Raw genomic sequence first — 22,253 nt, 5'->3', positions numbered from 1 at the left:
TCAAAGCATACTTTTTAACTTGAACATAAAAACACAATGAAACTAAACCTAAAAAACAGACAAATACTAAGCAGTATATTGATTATGTGCCTTTTCATTTTCAGTATTCCTTTGACTGCACAAATAAAATATACTGACGGAAACGACAGCTGGAATCCTAATTTACTAGGAAATCATCGTGTTCTTGTCAACTTTTCCGGTACAGGAAATATCGCTAAAACGACCATAGAATGGCGTAGAAGAGATGAAAAACCCGAACTTAAAAAAATTATTGTTCAAGATGCCGCAGGCAAAGAAGTTCTTAATGTAAAAACGGAAAACATCAACCGCGAAAACGGAACAATTTATTTTGAACCAATTTCAGGTAAAGGAACATACTACGTTTATTATATGCCTTACATTGACGAAGGCACAGCCAATTATCCAAAAGGAATTTATGCTAAGGCTGAAAACAAAGCAGATGCGCAATGGATTTCTAAAATAAAAACAGGTTTAAAAGACAATTGTACTGTTACCGAAATTCAAAGTGTAAATGCTTTTAACAGCTTTTATCCAATGGAAGTAATTGCAACAGCTGCCGAAACATCAGCAATTATTGCTAAAAATAGCGGCAGTACATTTCTTGTTTTCCCTGAAGACAGACTGCATTCCATCCGAATGAAAAGTGATTTACCACAACGCTGGATCGAAAAAGGAGTACAAAACAATTTTTCTGATACGGCAAAGAAAGGCGAATATTTAGCTTTTCAATTAGGAGTATATGCCCTTGAAAACTTAAAAAATGTAAAAGTATCTTTTACTAATTTAGTGAGTACAACTGGAGCGACAATTGAAGGTAAAGACATCAGCTGTATCAACACTGACGGAACAAAATATGACGGCACTCCTTTTACTAATACTGTTTCTGTTTCAAAAGGAAAAATTCAAGCAATGTGGTGCGGCATTGATGTTCCGCAAACTGCTGCTGCCGGAAATTATACAGGAAAAGCAACAGTTACCGCTGACGGAAAGTCTACATCAATCACACTTCAAATAACAGTAACTAATGAAGTTACTAAAAACGGAGGCATTGACAGTCCTGAAAAAATGACGCGTTTAAAATGGTTAAACTCTACATTAGCTCAAGAAAATACTGTAATTGCACCTTATACTCCACTAGTAATAAAAGATTCTGAAATCTCTTTGTTAGGTCGTAAACTGGTTTTGGGAGCAGATGGTTTTCCTGCTCAAATACAGACTTTTTTCACGCCGGAAATGACAACAGTCACTACAAAACCAAACGATATTTTAAGCGCTCCAATAACATTCCATTTTGTAGATGCAGCAGGAAAAGAATCATTACAATGGAAAAATAACGGTTTAAAATTCACTAAAAAAGAGGCTGGAACTGTAGCTTGGGAAAGTACATCTACTTCAAAATCACTTCAAATGGATGTAAATGCTTCTATAGAATTTGACGGTTTTTTACACTATTCCGTTAAAATTACTGCTTTAGAAGACGCTTCATTTAACGATATTAATTTTCAGCTGCCAATGCAGCCGACATCTGCAAAATATATGATGGGACTTGGTCAAAAAGGCGGAGATCGTCCTGCATCTTTTGACTGGAAATGGGATGTAACGCATAAAAACCAAGATGGTGCATGGATAGGAAGTGTAAATTCTGGATTGCAGTTTTCATTAAGAGATGAAAAATACAGCCGTCCGTTAAACACCAATTTCTATTTACAAAAACCATTATTATTACCAACTTCTTGGGGTAACGAGAACAAAGGCGGAATCACCATTACACCAAATCAAAAATCTGTTTTAGTAAACGCATACAGCGGCGCTCGCAGCATGAAAAAAGGAGATGTTTTGTATTACAACTTTACTTTATTGATCACTCCGTTTCACACCATAAATACCGATTTTCAATGGGATAATAAATTTTATCATAAATACAGCCCAATCGATTCTATTGCTCAAACTGGTGCAACAGTAATTAATATTCACCATGCAAATGCAATCAATCCTTACATCAATTATCCTTTTATCGAATTTAAAAAGATGAAAGACTATGTTGATGAAGCACACCAAAAAGGTTTAAAAGTAAAAATCTACAATACTGTTAGAGAAGTTTCGAATAAAGCTTATGAAACTTTTGCTTTAAAAAGCTTAGGACATGAAATTTATTCTCCAGGAAAAGGCGGCGGATTCTCTTGGCTTCAAGAACACGTAGGCGATGATTATATTGCTGCTTGGTTTGTTCCTGAAATTAAAGATGCTGCAATTGTAAACAGCGGGATGAACCGTTGGCATAACTACTATGTAGAAGGAATGAACTGGTTAACGCAAAACGTTGGCATTGACGGAATTTATCTTGATGATGTTGCTTTTGACAGAATCACTATGAAACGTATTAAAAGAGTATTGACAAAAGATGGTCACCCAGGAATTATCGATTTGCACAGTGCTAATCAATACAACAAAAGCGATGGTTTTAATAACAGCGCCAATTTATATATGGAACACTTTCCATACATCAATAAACTATGGTTTGGAGAATATTTTGATTATGAAAAAGGACAACCTGACTTTTTCTTAACTGAAGTAAGCGGAATCCCTTTTGGATTAATGGGTGAAATGCTTCAAGACGGAGGAAATCCATGGAGAGGAATGGTTTACGGAATGACAAACAGACTTCCGTGGAGTAGTAATGCTGATCCTAGAAATATTTGGAAATTATGGGATTCTTTCGGAATCAAAGGTTCTGAAATGATTGGATATTGGAGCGAAAACTGCCCAATAAAAACAAGTAATGATAAAGTATTAGTAACTGTTTATAAAAAGAACGGAACAGCTTTAATTTCTATTGCAAGCTGGGCTGATACTGACGTAAATGTAAAACTGAACATTGACTGGAAAAAACTAGGAATAAATCCTGCAAAAGCAACAATTACTGCTCCAGAAGTTGAGAATTTCCAGCCTGCAAAAACTTTTACTGTAAAAGATGAAATTCCAGTAGCAAAAGGAAAAGGATGGTTATTGATTATTAAATAATCAATAACTCAGATTTTAAGCTCCAGCGGAGCGTAATATTTATAGCGTTTTTCTACAATTTAATTAAAAGTTCCAGCGGAGCGATATATTAATTTGATTACAAAAAATATCACCCCTCTGGGGCTTATTTGAAACAAACACTAATTTCTATAAATATAACGTCCCGCTGGGACTTCGTAATATTATAAAAACTAAATAAATAGCTCTCCATATGAAACTAAGGCCATTTTTATCGATTTTGCTTTTTGGAAGCCTGTTTGTCAATGCACAAAATAAACCAACTATCAAGGAATATAAAAAGGTGTTTACAACCTATCCTTTTTCAGATCCAGATCCAATTCCCAAACCTGATACAAAAGTTTATCCGTACTATCGTTTCGATGGTTTTACAGATAAACCTGTACAAAAGGAATGGAAAGTTGTTGAACTTGAAAACGATTACATTAAGCTGACGATTCTGCCGGAAGTAGGTGGAAAAGTTTGGTCGGCAATAGAAAAATCGACTGGAAAAGATATTGTTTACAACAACCATGTTATCAAGTTTAGAGATATTGCGATGCGCGGTCCGTGGACAAGCGGAGGCGTTGAAGGTAATTATGGTATTATCGGACATACTCCAAATTGTGCAACTCCTGTAGATTACACCACCATAACTAGAGAAGACGGAAGTGTAAGCTGTATTATTGGTGTTTTAGATTTACTAACCCGCACCTCATGGAAATTAGACATCAATTTACCAAAAGACAAAGCTTATTTTACTACTAATTCATTTTGGTTTAATTCGACCGAGTCCGAACAGCCTTATTATACTTGGATGAATACTGGTATAAAAGCGGCAGGAAATTTACAGTTTATATTTCCGGGACAAAGCTACATTGGTCATAATGGGGAACATAACGAATGGCCAATTGATAAAAAAAATGGCAAAGATTTATCGTATTATAAAAACAATGATTTTGGCGGTTACAAATCGTATCATGTTTTTGGGAAATACAATGATTTCTTTGGAGGTTATTACCATGACGAAGATTTTGGAATGGGAAGATATGGCAACTATGATGATAAACCCGGCAAAAAAATCTGGATTTGGGGATTGTCTCAGCAAGGAATGATTTGGGAAAAACTACTTACAGATACTGATGGTCAATATGTAGAAGTACAAAGCGGCCGATTATTCAATCAAGCAAGTGAAGGCAGTAATTTAACTCCTTTTAAACAGCGTTCTTTTGCACCGTATCAAACCGATTCTTGGACAGAATATTGGTTTCCAGTAAAACAAACTAAAGGTTTTGTAAAAGCTAATAATTATGGCGCCGTAAACGTAAAAAATGAAAACGGATGGTTAAAAATCTACTTCTCCCCGCTTCAAAAATTAAATGAAAAATTGGAAGTTTTTGACAATGGAAAAAAAATCTATTCCAAAGATATTTCCGTTAATACCTTACAAGTATTCAAAGATTCTATTCAAACTGCGGTTGATCAAAATAAATTAAGATTGACAATTGGAGGCAATAAACTGGTTTGGAATTCGGCACCAGAAGACGGCAACCTAAACCGTCCTTTAGAAGTCCCAAAAGATTTTGACAACAATTCAATTTACGGATTATATCTGCAAGGCAAAAACTACATCAGCTTTAAAGATTATGTAAAAGCTGAGGAAAAACTAAACGAATGTCTTAAAAAAGATCCTAACTATGCTCCTGCCCTTTCTGATCTTGCCTTATTGCAAATTCGCAAATTTCAATACAAAGATGCAATCGCTTCAGCCAGTAAAGCCTTATCTATAAATACTTACGATCCTGCTGCAAACTATTATTATGCATTAGCCAATATGCATTTAGGAAATAACATTGATGCAAAAGACGGATTTGATATTGCTGCCGCAAGTGCTGAATATCGAAGCGCCGCATATACTGCTTTAAGTCAAATTTATTTCGGTGAAAATGAGCTGACAAAAGCTGCTGAATATGCTGAAAAAAGTCTACTCAACAATCAAAACAATCTAGAAGGATTACAGCTTTTGGCCGTTATATATCGTTTACAAAACAATAAAGACAAAGCGGTTAAAATCTTGAATAAAATAACCAATGTTGATCCGTTAAATCATTTTGTGGGATTTGAAAATTTCCTTTGGGCAAATTCAGATACTGCAAAAACACATTTCACTTCATTGATAAGAAACGAAATGCCAGAGCAAACTTATCTTGAATTAGGAATCTGGTACCAGCATCTAGGCCGTAAGGACGAAGCTTTGAAAGTTTTCTCGACGGCGGCTCCAAATGCTGAAATTATCTATTGGAAAGCATATTTAGAAAACAAAGCCGTTGATTTAAGTAAAATTCAACCCGGAATCAGTTTTCCGTTTCGACATGAAACCGCAGTTATACTTGAAGATCTTATTCAAAAAAATGACCAATGGCAGTTAAAATATCACTTGGCTTTAATTGAGTGGAATCGCAATAATCTTTCAAAAGCAAAAGAACTTTTTAATCAATGTGGTTCTAAACCTGCTGATCCAGCTTTTTATGCTGCAAAAGCATCTTTAATGAAAGACAATCCTGAAATCGTAACAGCAAGTTTACAGCAAGCTCTAAAACTAGATAATCAAGGATGGAGATACAATAAGTTATTAGCAGAACATTTTATCAGTCAAAAACAATATGACAAAGCACTTGCCATAACAGAACCTTTTTATAAAAAGCATAAAGAGAATTATTTAATGGGAATGTTGTATGCTAAAACTTTGCTTCTTAATAAAAAATACAGCGCAGCAGATGCCTTTTTGACCAAACTAGAAATCCTTCCGTTTGAAGGTGCAACTGCAGGAAGACAATTGTATCATGAAGCTAAACTGATGCAGGCTTTAGCCGAAATGAAAAACAAACAATACAAAAAAGCATTACAATTAATTGCCGATGCTAAATTGTTTCCAGAAAATTTAGGTGTTGGAAAACCTTATGACGAAGATATTGACGAAAGGCTTGAAAACTGGCTGGATTATCAATGCTATACAAGCTTAGGTAATTCGGATAAGGCCAAAGAATCGTTACAAAAAATTGTTGCTTTTAATCCAAAAATTGACAATACTGTTATGAACTTTTTACCTGCAAATCAGCTTATTTCAGCTTGGGCTGTCGAAAAAACTTCTACATCAAAAAAAGCAGAAGAATGGATTCGAAATCAAGCTAAATTATACCCTGAAAACAAAATTGTTCAATGGAGTTTACAAATGTACACTCAAAAACAATCCGATATTTTAACAGCCGACGAAAAAGACGGAGAAGTTAGAATTATAGAAAAGCTCTAAAAAACATATAACTTATACAAAATGAACAAGCTATTTTTAAAATGCACCCTTTTTAGTATTGCTTTATTAGCGTGCCAAAACATTCAGGCTCAAAATGCTGAGAAAGATAAAGATCCTTTATCTATTTACAGAGCAACTCCAATAAAAGTTCACGATTTGGTACACACAAAATTGGAAGTGTCTTTTGATTATGGAAAAAGGCATTTGTACGGAAAAGAATGGCTTACTTTAAAACCGCATTTCTATGCAACAGATTCGCTTACTTTGGATGCGAAAGGGATGGATTTTAAAGAAATTTCGATCGTAGAAGGAAAGAAAAAAACACCTTTAAAGTACACTTACGACAACGAACAGCTTTTTATTAAACTGGACAGAAAGTATAAAGGTTCTGAAAAATATACCCTTTTTATTGATTATACGGCAAAACCAGCAGAACTGAAAAGTAAAGACGGCGAATCGATTACAAACTCAAACGGATTGTATTTTATTAATCCTGACGGAAAGGGAGATAAACCAACACAAATATGGACTCAAGGCGAGACTGAAGCTTCGTCTTGCTGGTTTCCGACAATTGACAAGCCAAATCAGAAAACAACATCTGAAATTGCTATGACAGTTCAGTCAAAATATACCACTTTGTCAAACGGTAAATTAACTGCACAAAAAGTAAATAAAGACGGTACCAGAACGGACACTTGGAAAATGGAACAGCCAAATGCACCTTATTTGTTTATGATGGCTGTTGGTGATTTTAAAATCTATAAAGATTCTTATAATGGTAAAGAAGTCAGCTATTATTTAGAGCCAAAATATGCACCTTATGCCAAACAGATTTTTTATAAAACGCCAGATATGATGAATTTTTACAGTAAAATGCTTGGCGTAGAATATCCTTGGGCAAAATATTCGCAAATTGTTGTGAAAGATTATTTTGGAGGTGCTATGGAAAATACTTCAGCAACAGTTCATGGCGAATATGTACAAAAAACAGAACGAGAATTATTAGATGATAATCAAGAAAGTACAATTGCTCACGAACTTTTTCATCAATGGTTTGGAGATTATGTAACAGCTGAATCATGGTCAAACTTAACCATGAATGAATCATTTGCCACTTTTGGAGAAGTACTTTGGCACGGTCACGACGCTGGACAAGATGCGGAAGACAGATCCCGTTATGAGAAACTTCAAAATTATTTTCGTTCTCAAAAAAATGGCAACAGTCCTATTTTAGCACGTTTTCATTACAAAAACGCAGACGATATGTTTGACAATATCAGCTATTCTAAAGGTTCTATTATTTTGTATGCCATGAAAAATCAAATGGGTGATGAAGCATTTTTTAAAGGATTAAATCATTATTTAACAACTAATGCTTATAAATCTGGCGAACCGCATCAGCTGCGTTTATCGATGGAGGAAGTGACTGGAAAAGATTGGCTGCCTTATTTTGATCAATGGTATTATAATGCTGGAAGTCCGATTCTGGATGTGAATTACAAATACGTTAACGGAAAAATCATCATTACTATCACTCAATCTCAGGATAGTGCTGTACAAACCTTTACATTGCCTTTAAAAGTTGATTTTTATGTAAACGGAACTAAAACAAGAAAGGATATTTTAATTCATAAAAGAGAACAAAGTTTCAGTTTTGACCTTCCTTCAAAACCTGAATTTATAGATTTAGATCCAGATAAAATCTTAGTTGGTGAAGTTAATGTAGATAAAAAAACTGCTTCTGATTATTTGTATCAATACAAAAATGTTCCTGTTTATTACAACCGAATTGAAGCCATAAAATTTGCCTCAAAAGATAAAAGTCGTGATTCGCAGCTTGTATTATTGGCAGGTTTAAAAGATCAGCAGGACGACTTGCGAACATTAAGCATCAAAGGAATTGATTTAGGTGATCGCGATGTAAAAGATGATGCTGTTAAAACTTTGCTTGACATTGCAAAAAATGACAAAAAAACAAACGCCAGAGCAGCTGCTATTGTAAAATTAGCTTCAACAGGAGATTCATCTTATAAAGGGCTGATGATTGAGAGTACAAAAAATCAATCTTATAATGTAATTGCTGCTGGAATTTATGGCTTATCAAAATTCTCAACTCCAGAATCAGATCAAGCCTTAAGCTCTTTAGATGATGATACAAAAAATCATGTAACACCAATAATCAAGAAATATAATAACCAAAAATAGACTTCATAAACCCTTTATTAAATTAACTCAAATTGCATATAAAGTTGAGATATTTAATGATCAGAATTTTGAAATAACATAAAAAAAACATGCATAAACTTTTTCTAACATACGCCTTATTCTCGATAATAACCATTTGTACCGCGCAAAACAAAGTCAAAAAAATAAATGTAAAAGACTACGGAATTACGGCTGGTACGAAAGAAAATCTAACTTCAAAAGTTAACAAACTTATTGAAGGATTAGGAAGCGAGGCTGTAGAAATTATTTTCCCAAAAGGGCGATATGATTTTTATCCAGATAGCAATTATTATAAAACCTACTACGAGAGTAATACTTATGATGCAGCCGTTAGAAAACTAGCAATACTTATAAAAGATAAAAAAAACATAACCATCAATGCACAGCAGTCAGATTTTGTTTATCATGAACACATGCAGCCCTTTACTTTAGACAATGCCGAAAATATTACGATTAAAAATGTAAATATCGATTGGGATGTTCCTTTAACTTCTGAAGCCGAAGTTATAGAAGCCGATGAAAATCATATCGTTATGAAGATTGATATTACGCAATCTCCATACAAAATTCATGAAAAAGGATTAACGTTTGTAGGCGAAAATGCCAATGAAAATTGGGCGTTATCTGGCGGTTCATGGTTAATTGAATTTGATAAAAACCACATAATTCCAGCAAATACAGGTGATAATGGCTGTGTGAAAGGAGATCTAAAAAATGTAAAATACAGCGAGATCAAACCTGGCTTGGTACTAATGCAGGGAAAATTTACAAAAACTCCCGCAGTTGGAAATTTTCTTATACTAAGACATGGTACAAGAGATCATGCAGGAATATTTTTATTTCATAGCAAAAACACCAAATTAGAGAATATCAATGTGTATCACACTTCTGGTTTGGGTATTTTATCTCAATACTGCGAGAATATCGAAATGCGAAATGTGAACATGATTCCAAACCCGCATAAAAATCGCTATTTGAGCGGTCACGATGATGGATTACATTTTATGGGATGCAAAGGAGAAATCGTAATTGATAATTGTGATGCACAGGGCTTAATGGATGATCCTATTAATATTCATGGAACTTACGTACCAGTGATACAAAAAGTTGATGACTATGCTGTAAAATGCAAATTTGGGCAGGATATGTCGCACGGATTATTATGGGCAGTTAAAGGCGATAAAGTAGGTTTTATACAGAAGAAAGAAATGGGAACTTTAGCTTATGGCACTGTTTCTAGTTTTGAACCTTTAGATGTTGATCATTTCATTATTAGATTTAAAGAAAAAATTCCAACTGATCTCGATACTGGTTTTGTTTTAGAAAATCTGAGCTGGACTCCAAATGCTACAATTACAAACTGCTTTGTTGGCAGTAATCGAGCTCGAGGTTATTTAATTTCAACTCCAGGAAAAGTAACTATCGAAAATAATATTTTTGAAACAAGCGGTTCAGCAATTCTTATTGCGGGAGATGCTAACTATTGGTACGAAAGTGGTGCTGTAAAAGACATTACAATCAAAAATAATGAATTTAGATATCCTTGTAATTCTTCCTATTATCAATTCTGTGAAGCTATAATTAGTATCTATCCTGAAATTCCAAAGCCAAATGAGTCACAGCCATTTCATAAAAACATAAAAATAGAAAACAATAGTTTCAATCCGTCAGACTATCCTATTCTATATGCTGTATCTGTAGATGGATTGACCTTTAAAAACAATACCATTAAACGCAGTTTTGCATTTACACCTTGGTATCCTGAAAAGTATAATTTTAGAATTGAGGCCTGCAAAAATGTCGAAATCAGCGGTAATAAAATAGGAAAAGAGGTTTTAGGAAAAAATATTCTTCTAAAAGGAATGAAACGAGAAGAATTAAATCTAAAAAACTCGGAATTGAGTGTTGAAATCGCAAAACCAATTTAAATTTTCATTTCCGAATTTAGAATAAAATAGACCATACAGTACGTTATAATTTACCACTTAAAAAAAGAGATTAATTCTGAAAAAGAAGAAGTCTATTATTATCTGCAGAAATTATGACACAGCTGCTCAATTCAATTAATAGAAAAATAAACGTATCGTTTTTATATAAAACCTTTTTATGGATAGAAAACATACTATTAAGGATATCGCTAAGATGGCAGGAGTTTCAAAAGGAACTGTTGACAGAGTATTGCACAAACGTGGAAAAGTTTCACCGCTTGCCCTCGAAAAAGTAAATGAAGTATTAAACGTAATTAATTACGAACCCAATCTCATTGCCCGAAATTTAAAAAACAATAAAGTTTATCATATTTGTATCCTGCTTCCCGATCCAAAAATAGATCCATATTGGCTTCCTTGTTTAAAAGGAATTAAAGAAGCTGCACAGGAATTTAAAGCCTACAATTTACTTATTGAGACTTTTTATTTTAATCCAGAAAAGACAAGATCTTTCTTGAGCATCAATGAAACTATTATCGAAAAATCGCCTGACGCAGTTTTATTGGCTCCGCTTTTCCACAAAGAAACACTCGATGCGATAAAAAAATACGAATCCTTAAATATTATTGTAAATACCTTTAACAATCAGGTCGAATCGGCTGCGGTCAAAAATTTTGTTGGACAAGATTTATATAGAAGCGGTCGTGTCGCTGCAAAATTGTTAAGCACAATTCTTGACAAGGGACACATTGTTATTATACACATTGATGAAACCTACAAAAATGCAATTCACATGCAGGAAAAAGAAAGAGGATTCAAATCTTTTTTCAGTCAAAAAAGTAATTTAGAATATAAGCTTACCACCTTAAAACTAAAAAACCCAAATCTAGAAGTTACTTTAAAAAACTTTATCAATGAAAATCCTGACTTAGCAGGCGTTTTTATAACTACTTCTAAGGCTTATCAAGTTTCTAAGATTATCAGTAAAATTAAGGACAAAAGAATACGTATTATCGGCTATGATTTGGTTGATGAAAACGTAACCAACCTGAATCAAGGTGTAATCGATTTTCTGATTCATCAAAATCAAAAAAGACAGGTTTATCTAGGCATTATATATCTTATAGAGCATTTTCTGTTCCGTAAAGAAACGCCGGCAGTAACATTATTGCCAATCGATATAATTAATTCTGAAAATGCTGAATTCTATCGCGCATAATTTTCGTTCAAACTGAAATTCCAAAATAAACTTTCAGTTTGAACTTCATTTTTAAATACTGATTACAAATATTCTATTCCTGTATTAAAGAATTTTTTAATCAACCTCGTTCCAAATTACTCTTCACAATTACTTCTAAAACAATCTATTTTTACTATAGATCAGTCTAAAAATTTACCATCTTACTTTACATTTTAATACCGACAAAATCAGACTGAAAACATCCAAAAATTCATCTCTGATTTTAGTAAAATTTCAATGCAAAACAGAAAAAAAATCAGGTCATTTCCTAAACTCAAAAAATTAGAAAATACTCGATATTCTATCCTTTTAAAAAACTACTGGCATTCAAACTTTTATTTTGGAATTAACCTTGATTTCAGGTCCTTTTTCATTTATAATAAAACCATAATTATGCAAAAAAACACATAATTCAAACTAATAAAAAGTTTAGTTTATTAGTAACCTTTTTAATTCATAATTGCGATATTCTCATAAATACAAACATCTATTTTTCATTTTTTAAAGATTAAATATTTAGACTGAAAATCTGACTAAAATTAAGAACTCAGCTTGAAGGCTGTTTTCTTAAAAATATCGTATCTATTTAAGTCAAAAAAAACAGTTTGCATAATTTTATGTGCTCGAGAACACGAATATTGTGTGTTCGAGCACATTTTTTGTGTTTTTTCTTGGTTAATAAAAATATAATCGATAGTTTCGTCAAATAATAAAGTTTTTAAGCGATTTTTTTCGCTCTTTTTTAATCTATTTAATACTCTTTTTAGTCCTTAAAAAACACAAAAAATAAAGACTAAAAAACTTAAGTAATTAAAATAAAAACGACCAGACAAAAAACACATTTAGTAACCAAAACCAAATCAAGAGTATGAAGAAAGTATTCTCAAAAAAACCTGAAAATTTCAGGTTGCATACTGTTCTTGAAAAAACTTTAAAAACAACATTGTTATCTCTGTTGTCCTTAAGCTTTCAAATCACAACTGCGGCACCTGCAAAAGAAATTTCGACAAACGAAACCAGTTTTCTAGCATTTCAAAAAATTGTAAAAGGTAAAGTTGTAGATGAAAAAGGAATTCCTGTTCCTGGAGTGAATGTTAATATAAAAGGCACAACAAAAGGAGTACAAACTGATATGGATGGAAGTTTTGCCATCGATGTTCCTAATGACAGCGCTATTTTGATCTTTACCTTTATGGGAATGCAGGATCAGGAAGTTCCAGCTGGAAACGGTATTCTGAAAATTGTTATGAAAGAAGCCGGCCAGCAAATGGACGAGGTTGTAGTTGTAGGATACAGCAAAGTAAAAAAAGAGAGTTTGACTGGTTCTTTGCAAACTTTAGACAATAAAAAAATCGTTGACGTTACAACACCAAATGTTGAAAACATGCTGGCTGGAAAAGCTACTGGTGTATTTGTAAACACAGGCGGCGGACAGCCGGGAGCGGCAGCAAAAGTTATTATTAGAGGTAGAACCACAGTTAACGGAAGTACAGATCCTTTATGGGTAATTGACGGAGTTATTGTAGGGAATACTTCTGCAAATGTGAATCCTGCTGATATCGAAACTTTAACGGTTCTTAAAGATGCAGCTTCTACTGCAGTTTATGGATCACAAGGAGCAAATGGTGTAATTGTAGTAACGACAAAAAGTGGAAAAAATGGAAAATCTACGATTAATTTTTCTGCTAAGACCGCGATGACTTCTATAAACAATGGAAATTTCAAAATTATGAACGGCGCTGAATTATATGATTTATATGATTCATTTGCTAACAAAGAAACTTTTCAAAATGTTTGGTGGTGGAAACCTGAATTAAGAAACAAAAACTTTGACTGGTGGGATAATGCAACTCAAACGGGAATTGCACAGGATTACAACTTATCGTTCAGTGGTGGAAGTGAAACTTTTAAAAGCTATGTTTCTGTTGGACTTTACAATGAAACTGGTGCTATAAAAGGATACGACTACAAAAAATACAACGGTCTTATGAAGTTTGAATACAAACCAAGCAGTTGGTTTACTTTAAGACCTCAAGTTAATTTAACTAGAGAATCTGTTTTAGACAAACAACATGATGTATATGCTTTATATGCAAATATGCCTTGGGACAGTCCTTATTTAGCAGATGGCTCTTTAGTAGGAAATGCACCAAACCCAACTTGGGTAAACACAACTGGATCAAATTATTTATATGATTTACAGTGGAACAGCAATGAATCTGAAGCATACACAGTACGAACTAATCTTGATTTTGATATTAAGTTTACAAAATGGTTAACTTTTTCATCTGTAAACAATTACATATTTGGTAATTCAAATGCAAGTTATTATACTGATCCAAGATCAGCAAATGGAGTTGCTGTAAAAGGAAGAATTGAAGACAACTTCGATACCTATAACAGAATTTACACCAATCAATTATTAAAATTCAACAAATCATTTGGCAGCCATTCGTTTAATGCTGTTGCTGGTTATGAGTGGAATGAGTACAATAAAAAATTCAGTCAAGCAGTTGCAACGGGAATTCCTCCAGGAATTGTAGCTCCTGATGCTGCAGCGGTTCCTGAAAAAGTAGCGGGTGGAAGATCTCAATGGGCGGTTCAGTCTTTATTATCAAATGTAAATTATTCGTATGATAATCGCTATTTAGCACAAGTGTCTTTTCGTCGTGATGGAGCATCAAACTTCGGAAAAAATGCACAATATGGTAATTTCTATTCTATAAGCGGTGGATGGAACATTCATAATGAATCGTTCTTTCATGCAGATTACATCAATAACTTAAAACTTAGAGCAAGTTATGGTTCAGTAGGAAACAGACCTAACAGTTTATATCCTCACCTGCCTTTGTATTCTTTCTCAAAAAGCAGTTATAATGAAAGTCCGGGAGCTTTAATCTCACAGTTGGCTAATCCTGATTTGAGCTGGGAAAAAACTTTTACCGGAGGTGTTGGTGTAGATGTAAGCTTCTTTAAACGTGTAAATATTACTTTAGACTACTACAATAAAAATACTTCTGATTTATTATACCAAGTGCCTCTTCCAGGTGTAATTGGAGTGAACAGTATTTGGAGAAACGTAGGAGCTGTAAACAATAGAGGTTTTGAGGCTTCTGTTAATGTTGACATCATCAAAAATGAAAACTTAAACTGGTCGATAGATGCCAATATTGGTACTAATAAAAATAAGGTAACAAAACTTTACGGTGATAAACAAGAAATCATTGTAGGTGACGGAAGTGGTGCTGCAGGTTCGGCAAACAAACTTTTAAAACCAGGAAACGATGTCGACAGCTGGTACGTAACAGAGTGGGCAGGCGTTAATCCTGAAAACGGAAAACCACAATGGTATACTACAAATACTGCGGGCGAGCGTGTAAAAACAAGTGATTATGGTGAAGCTTCTAAATACAGAAAAGTAGTTGGAGCTTATACTCCAGACTTTTTTGGAGGATTCTCTACAAGTTTAAACTACAAGAAATTTGATTTTGCTGCTATTTTCAGTTATTCAGTTGGCGGCGAAATTTACAATTATGCGAGAGCAGAATTTGATTCAGATGGTGCTTATAATGACAGAAATCAAATGCAACTTCACAGCGGATGGAGCCGTTGGGAAAAACCAGGAGATATTGCGACTCATCCACAGGCACTTTATGATAACAACAGCCAATCAAATAAAGCATCATCACGTTTCTTAGAAACGGGTACGTATTTAAAAATGAGAAGTATCACTTTTGGATACAATATGCCGATTGAGCGTCTTAATATTTCAAATTTAAGATTATATATAGCTGGAGAAAACTTGTTTACCATCAGTCATTATTCTGGTGTTGACCCTGAACTCCCTCCTACTTACAACTCAGCAAATCAACAATATACTATTACAGGTGTAGCAACACAAGTATATCCTTCAACGCGCAAAATTGTACTAGGACTTAACGTAACTCTTTAAAACAAAATCATGAAAAAAATATTTATATTATGTATGGCAATTAGTTTTCTGTCCTCATGTGAGTTAGACAGAGAGCCATTTGGTTCCTACACAAAAGACAAAATCGAAGAAGATAAAGTAGCAGCTGTAGAAGTTTTATTAAACGGCTGTTACGCACAATTAAAAGGCTGGTCTGATGTTATGCACAGAGTTGGAGAATATCCAAGTGACAACATCATGATTAGAGGAACATCTACAGATTCATTTTACTCTTTTATTTCCTATCAACATATTCCAGACAACGATAGATTATCTGTTTTTTGGAACAACAGTTACAAAATTGTTTCGCAGTCAAGTGATTTAATTAAAATGATTAAGGAGGGAGAAAGCGCAACTGTTGACCAACAACTTGGTGAAGCGTATTACTTAAGAGGAATGATCTATTTTTACTTATGTCGTACTTATGGAAGACCATATTCTCAATCGCCTGAAACTAATTTAGGTGTGCCAATTGTAAATGGTTTACCTGCAGATGTAATTAATCTTGTTTTACCAGATAGATCGACTGTAAAAGATACTTATGCGCAAGCAATCAGTGATCTAAAAAAAGCAGAATCTTTAATGACTGTTGACAGATCAGCAGCTTATGCAACAAAAGAAGCTGCTCAGGCAATGCTTTCAAGAGTATACTTATATATGAGTGGTACTTATCAAAATCCAAATCAAGATTATGCAACACTATCTATTGAATATGCAAACAAAGTAATTGCTAGTGGAAAGTATAAATTATTGAGCCGCGAAAGTTTCATGAAATCCAATACTTATGCACCAGATTCTGATGAGCAGACAGAGACTATTTTTGCTGTTAAACGTGTAGCTTCAGAATTTTCAGGTTATGATCATTATTATGGAATTGGCGGTATGTATGCTAATATTCAAGGTCAAGGATGGGGAGAAATGTACGCAAGTGCAAAATACTTAGATCTATTAAGAAAATCGGGTTTAAAGAAAGATGCTCGTTGGGCTTTTATTGATCCGCAATACGATACAGACGATGCTGGAAACAAAACTCAAGCATTCCGTTTTATCTACGACATTAAGAATACTGCCGGCACTCAAACTGGTTATAACTATATGCAGCAGCCTCTTAAAACAAATTCTAATGGTTCATATTATATCACCATCGGAAGTACAGATTACAACTTAACGGTAGTAAACGCAGCCGAAAATCAGTATTCAATTGTGTACGAAGGAAAAACATATACAGGTGAAAAAGATTATATGATGTTGTTAAACAGAGTTTATCCTATGTATTATGTCACAAAATGTTCTTTGCAAAACAATGATTCTCACTTGTACTCTCCTCCTATTTCAAAATTAGATGAGATGTATCTGAATATGGCAGAAGCTTATGTTAAAAAAGGAGATTATAACAGTGCATTGACGAACTTAAACATTATTCGTTCAAGATCAATCGTTGGCGGCGGCTATACTTCATTAGACAATACAAATGCAGTACAGCGTGTAGACGAAGAACGTCAATTAGAACTAGCTTTTGAAGCACACCGTGGTTATGATGTTTATAGAAACGGACAAACTATGACACGTCACTATCCAGGACCGCATTTACCAATGGTTGAGTGGCCGGCTTCAAGCCCTAGAGTAGTACAATATATTCCGCAGTCAGAAATAAATGCTTACCCAGGAACACTGACTCAAAACCCATAATTGTTTAGAATTGTTTTTGTTTTTGAAGCCTCTCTAATTTGGTTCATTAGAGAGGAGCTTCAAAAAAAGAAAAACCTAAATTACCTATAACTATGAAAAACATATTCTGCTTAATTCTTGCTTTAGCCGCTTTTTCCTGCACAGCCGGCAACGACGCTTTTAGCGAAAAAACAAGTTTAGAGAATCCAAAAACAAAAATTTCATTACCGCTTGCTGGTAACGCATACAGCTCTAAACATGTAGACGAAAGCAATACAATTACGGATAACGGTATTGAAAACTGGACAAATTCTGATGAGTATTTCACCGCCTATTTTAGAGTTTCAAAACCAGGAACTTTTCAAATTACTATAGAAGAATCTGTACAGGTTTTTGGAAAATCAGAACTTGAATTTTCAATTAATAATGAAGCTAAAAGAGTCAAATTTACGGCATCTAAAAAAGCAGTTACAGCGGGAACTTGGAAAATAAACCAAGAAGGATATGTTGCAGTCAAAATAAAAGGAATCAGCAAAACAGGTGATCGTTTTCCATCGATTAATCGTTTAACGATTTCAAGTGATGATTACGATGCGAAAATTGCTTTCGTTCCTAACAACGAAGGAAACTTCTACCATTGGGGGCGTCGCGGTCCATCTGTTCACTTAAACTATCAAGTTCCAGAAAACACGAATGCAAAATGGTATTACAATGAACTTACTGTTCCTGAAAACGAGGACAAAATTGGTTCTTATTTTATGGCAAATGGTTTTGGAGAAGGATATTTTGGAATTCAAGTAAATTCAGCTTCCGAAAGAAGAGTTCTATTCTCGGTTTGGAGTCCGTTTACCACAGATGATCCAGCCAGTATTCCTGAATCACATAAAATTAAAATGCTTAAAAAAGGTGAAAATGTACATACCGGCGAATTCGGAAACGAAGGTTCAGGAGGACAGAGTTACCTAAAATACAACTGGAAAGCAGGAACTACTTATAAATTTTTATTACAAGGATTTCCACTAAACAACAACACAACAACTTATACCGCTTACTTTTACGCGCCAGAGCAAGGAAAATGGCTTTTGATTGCAAGCTTTAACCGTCCGCAAACCAATACATATTTAAAAAGATTTCATTCATTTCTAGAGAATTTTGTTCCAGAACAAGGTGATTTTTCTCGTAAAGTCTTATTCAACAATCAATGGATCTGCGACGAAAAAGGAGTTTGGTCCGAAATTAATTCAGCTCGTTTTACAACTGATAATACAGGTGCAAAAGAATACAGAATGGATTTTGCAGGCGGACTTGACGCTAACTCTTTTTATTTAAAAAATGGAGGCTTTTTTAATAACTATACAACACCAAAAACAATTTTTTCAAGACCTTTAACAAATAAAAAGCCGGAGATAAATTTTGAAGCTTTACCTTAATTGGTCTTAAAAAATCACAAATACAAAAACAATAATTCCCGATAATCAGCATTTAGATTATCAAACATTTTCAAATCAAATTAATTCAAATTATGAAAACTAGTATTTTAAAATTCATGTTAGCTGCCTGTCTTTTGTTTGGATGCACAATCGCGTCAGCACAAATGATCAAAACCAAAACGCCGGCTCGTGCAAAAGGACAACAAGATGTACTGCAATTAGCAACTACTCCAATTCCAACTGTTCGTGTAGCCTTTATTGGTTTAGGAATGCGTGGTCCCGGAGCTGTAGAACGTATGACACATATACCAGGTGTCGAAATTGTAGCACTTTGCGATATGCTTGAAAAAAACACACAATCGTCTAACGAAATTTTAACCAAAGCTGGTTTTCCAAAAGCACAAGAATTTTTTGGAGATGAAAATGCTTGGAGAAAAGTTACAGCATTACCAAATGTTGATTTAGTTTACATCGCTACAGATTGGAAACACCATGCACAAATTGGAGTTCAGGCAATGAAAGACGGAAAACACGTTGCTATCGAAGTTCCAGGTGCTATGACAATGAAAGAAATCTGGGATCTTATCGATACTTCAGAAAAAACTCGTAAGCACTGTATGCAGTTGGAAAACTGTGTGTATGACTTCTTCGAGCTTACCACTTTAAACATGGCACAACAAGGTTTATTTGGTGAAATTCTTCATGCTGAAGGTTCTTACATTCACGGATTACAACCATTTTGGGGAGAATACTGGAATAACTGGAGAATGGATTACAACATTAAACACCGTGGAGATATCTACGCAACACACGGTATGGGACCAGCTTGTCAGGCATTAAACATTCACCGTGGAGACAAAATGAATTTCTTAGTTTCTATGGATACTAAAGCAGTTGGAAATCCTGCTTACATCAAAGAAAAATCAGGTAAAGAAATTAAAGATTTTAGAAATGGAGATCACACTATGACTATGATTCGTACTGAAAACGGAAAAACAATCCAAATTCAACACGACGTTACTTCTCCTCGTCCGTACAGTAGAATGTACCAATTAAGCGGTACAAAAGGTTTTGCAAACAAATATCCATTAGAAGGATACGCTTTAGACGGTGCAGCATTAAGTGATGATGTAAAACCAAATCACGAAAAATTAAGCGCTCACTCATTCGTACCAGAAGATGTAAAAAAAGCATTAATGGAAAAATACAAACACCCAATTGTAAAAAATATTGAAGAAAAAGCTAAAAAAGTAGGTGGTCACGGCGGAATGGACTTCGTAATGGATTACCGTTTAATTTACTGCCTTCAAAAAGGACTTCCTTTAGATATGGATGTATATGATTTAGCAGAATGGTCTTGTTTAGGACCTTTGACAGAAATTTCTCTTGATAACGGTTCTGCACCAGTTGAAATTCCTGATTTCACTCGCGGCGGATGGAATAAATTAAAAAAATTAGAATTCGCGGAATAAATTTATTGGTTAGTTAGTAGAAGCAAGAGGGCGCAATTTTATAGCGCTCTTTTGTTTATTAAAAAGATTTTTAATTACTTTGAAAAATGAAAAAAGTTTACTACACCCTCCTATTTGCCTTTTTTACACTGCTCTCTGCATCAGCACAGCAAAAACAAACTTTCGCTATAAGCGGAGGAGATTTTTTATTGAATGGAAAACCAATACAGATTCACTCAGGTGAAATGCATTATTCGCGTATTCCACAGCAATATTGGCGTCATCGTCTAAAAATGATGAAAGCCATGGGATTAAATGCCGTTGCTACTTATGTATTTTGGAATTATCATGAAACTGCTCCTGGTGTATGGGATTTTAAAACAGGAAATAAAAACTTAGCCGAATATATAAAAACAGCTCAAGAAGAAGGCTTATTTGTAATTCTTCGTCCAGGTCCATATGTATGTGCTGAATGGGAATTTGGCGGTTACCCTTTTTTCTTGCAGAATGTTCCTAATATGGTTATTCGCGGTAACAACGCAGCATATTTAGCAGCTACAAAAGCTTACTTTACACAATTGTACAATCAGGTTAAGGATTTACAAATTACTAAAGGCGGTCCTATTATTATGGTTCAGGGTGAAAACGAATTTGGTTCGTATGTTGCACAGCGAAAAGATATTCCGTTAGAAGAACATAAAAAATATAGTGCAGCTGTATTTCAGCAATTAAAAGACCTTGGTTTTGAAGTTCCTTTTTTCACTTCAGACGGAAGCTGGTTATTTGAAGGCGGTGCATTGCCAGGTGCATTACCAACTGCAAATGGTGAAGGTGATATTGCAAAATTAAAAGAAGTTGTAAATCAATTCAATAATGGTCAAGGACCTTATATGGTTGCCGAATTCTATCCAGGATGGTTAGATCATTGGGCAGAACCTTTCCCAACGCAAAAACCGGAACAAACCGCTCGTCAGACTAAAAAATATTTAGACAATAAGATATCGTTCAACTATTATATGGTTCATGGCGGAACTAATTTCGGATTCACTTCTGGTGCTAATTATGACAAAGAACACGATATTCAGCCTGATATGACATCATACGATTATGATGCTCCAATAAGTGAAGCAGGATGGGCAACTCCTAAATACAATGCTTTAAGAGAATTGCTTAAAACAAGCGAAACTCCTGCAGTTCCAGAAAAAATGCCAATTATCGAAATTCCGAAAATAGCATTAACAAAAACGGTTGATTTAGCTGATTTAAAAGCAAAAATAAATCCAGTATACGAAGATACTCCACAAACTTTTGAGCAATTAAATCAAGGCGATGGATACGTTTGGTACAGTAAAAAGTTCACGCAGCCAATCAGTGGAAAACTAGAATTAAAAGGATTACGTGATTATGCGATCGTTTATGTTAACGGTAAAAAAGTAGCAGAATTAAACCGATACTATAAAAAATACGATTGCGAAATCGAAGTTCCTTTTAACGCTACTTTAGATATTGTAGTCGAAAACATGGGACGTATTAATTATGGATCTCAAATCAACGAAAACAACAAAGGAATTATAAGCCCTGTTATTATTAATGGTCAAACTATTACCGGCGATTGGGAAATGTACAAATTGCCTATGAGCCAAGAACCAGATTTGACAGCTTACAAAAATTCAGGTAAAGCAAACCGTCCAACTTTATACCAAGGTACTTTTACGCTTAGTAAAACAGGAGATACCTTTTTAGATATGCGTGATTGGGGTAAAGGGATTGTGTTTGTAAACGGAATCAACATTGGCCGTTATTGGAGTGTTGGACCACAGCAAACTCTATACCTTCCAGGATGCTGGCTTAAAAAAGGCAAAAACAATATTGTAATTTTTGAGCAAAAAAATGAGACGCTGCAAAAAGAACTTAAAAGTATTGCAACTCCAATTTTAGAAGATTTAAGACCTGAAAAAGGACAATAATCTAGAAAACAAAAAAAAGCCATT

The 22,253-nt window shown here is 34.3% G+C and carries 10 protein-coding genes; all 10 read left to right on the top strand.

The annotated features are described in order from the left end of the window. The first annotated feature begins 36 nt into the window (after positions 1–36). The 10 genes from B0A81_RS02525 (at position 37) to B0A81_RS02480 (ending at position 22,229) form a co-directional block, all read left to right on the top strand. Positions 37–3,042: a glycoside hydrolase domain-containing protein gene (locus B0A81_RS02525; RefSeq protein ID WP_244281239.1), complete on the top strand. Its 3,006-nt coding sequence runs from the start codon at positions 37–39 to the stop codon at positions 3,040–3,042. A 211-nt stretch (positions 3,043–3,253) separates the two neighbouring features. Continuing rightward, on the top strand, positions 3,254–6,349 hold the full coding sequence (locus B0A81_RS02520; protein ID WP_089056557.1) for a DUF5107 domain-containing protein: 3,096 nt from the start codon (positions 3,254–3,256) through the stop codon (positions 6,347–6,349). Between the two features lie 21 nt (positions 6,350–6,370). Beyond that, entirely contained in the window at positions 6,371–8,554 is a 2,184-nt protein-coding gene (locus tag B0A81_RS02515; protein ID WP_089056556.1) for a M1 family metallopeptidase, read from the top strand. Positions 8,555–8,643: 89 nt separating this feature from the next. Further along, positions 8,644–10,503 carry an alpha-1,3-galactosidase-related protein gene (locus B0A81_RS02510; protein ID WP_089056555.1) on the top strand — a complete coding sequence of 620 codons (1,860 nt, stop codon included), beginning with the start codon at positions 8,644–8,646 and terminating at the stop codon, positions 10,501–10,503. 178 nt (positions 10,504–10,681) lie between these two features. After that, positions 10,682–11,722 carry a LacI family DNA-binding transcriptional regulator gene (locus B0A81_RS02505; RefSeq protein WP_089056554.1) on the top strand — a complete coding sequence of 347 codons (1,041 nt, stop codon included), beginning with the start codon at positions 10,682–10,684 and terminating at the stop codon, positions 11,720–11,722. 889 nt (positions 11,723–12,611) lie between these two features. Then, entirely contained in the window at positions 12,612–15,695 is a 3,084-nt protein-coding gene (locus B0A81_RS02500; protein WP_089056553.1) for a SusC/RagA family TonB-linked outer membrane protein, read from the top strand. Positions 15,696–15,704: 9 nt separating this feature from the next. Next, positions 15,705–17,402 (top strand): RagB/SusD family nutrient uptake outer membrane protein, encoded by a 1,698-nt coding sequence (locus tag B0A81_RS02495; protein ID WP_089056552.1) that lies wholly within the window; start codon positions 15,705–15,707, stop codon positions 17,400–17,402. A gap of 92 nt (positions 17,403–17,494) precedes the next feature. Further along, positions 17,495–18,811 carry a DUF3472 domain-containing protein gene (locus B0A81_RS02490; protein ID WP_089056551.1) on the top strand — a complete coding sequence of 439 codons (1,317 nt, stop codon included), beginning with the start codon at positions 17,495–17,497 and terminating at the stop codon, positions 18,809–18,811. Between the two features lie 116 nt (positions 18,812–18,927). Continuing rightward, on the top strand, positions 18,928–20,283 hold the full coding sequence (locus tag B0A81_RS02485; protein WP_233207134.1) for a Gfo/Idh/MocA family protein: 1,356 nt from the start codon (positions 18,928–18,930) through the stop codon (positions 20,281–20,283). Positions 20,284–20,369: 86 nt separating this feature from the next. Further along, on the top strand, positions 20,370–22,229 hold the full coding sequence (locus B0A81_RS02480) for a glycoside hydrolase family 35 protein (RefSeq protein WP_089056549.1): 1,860 nt from the start codon (positions 20,370–20,372) through the stop codon (positions 22,227–22,229). Positions 22,230–22,253 lie beyond the last annotated feature (24 nt).

It is taken from the genome of Flavobacterium plurextorum (genome assembly GCF_002217395.1).
Classification (GTDB): domain Bacteria; phylum Bacteroidota; class Bacteroidia; order Flavobacteriales; family Flavobacteriaceae; genus Flavobacterium; species Flavobacterium plurextorum.
Note: the sequence above shows the minus strand (reverse complement) of the source record. Positions and strands in the feature narration are given on the sequence as shown.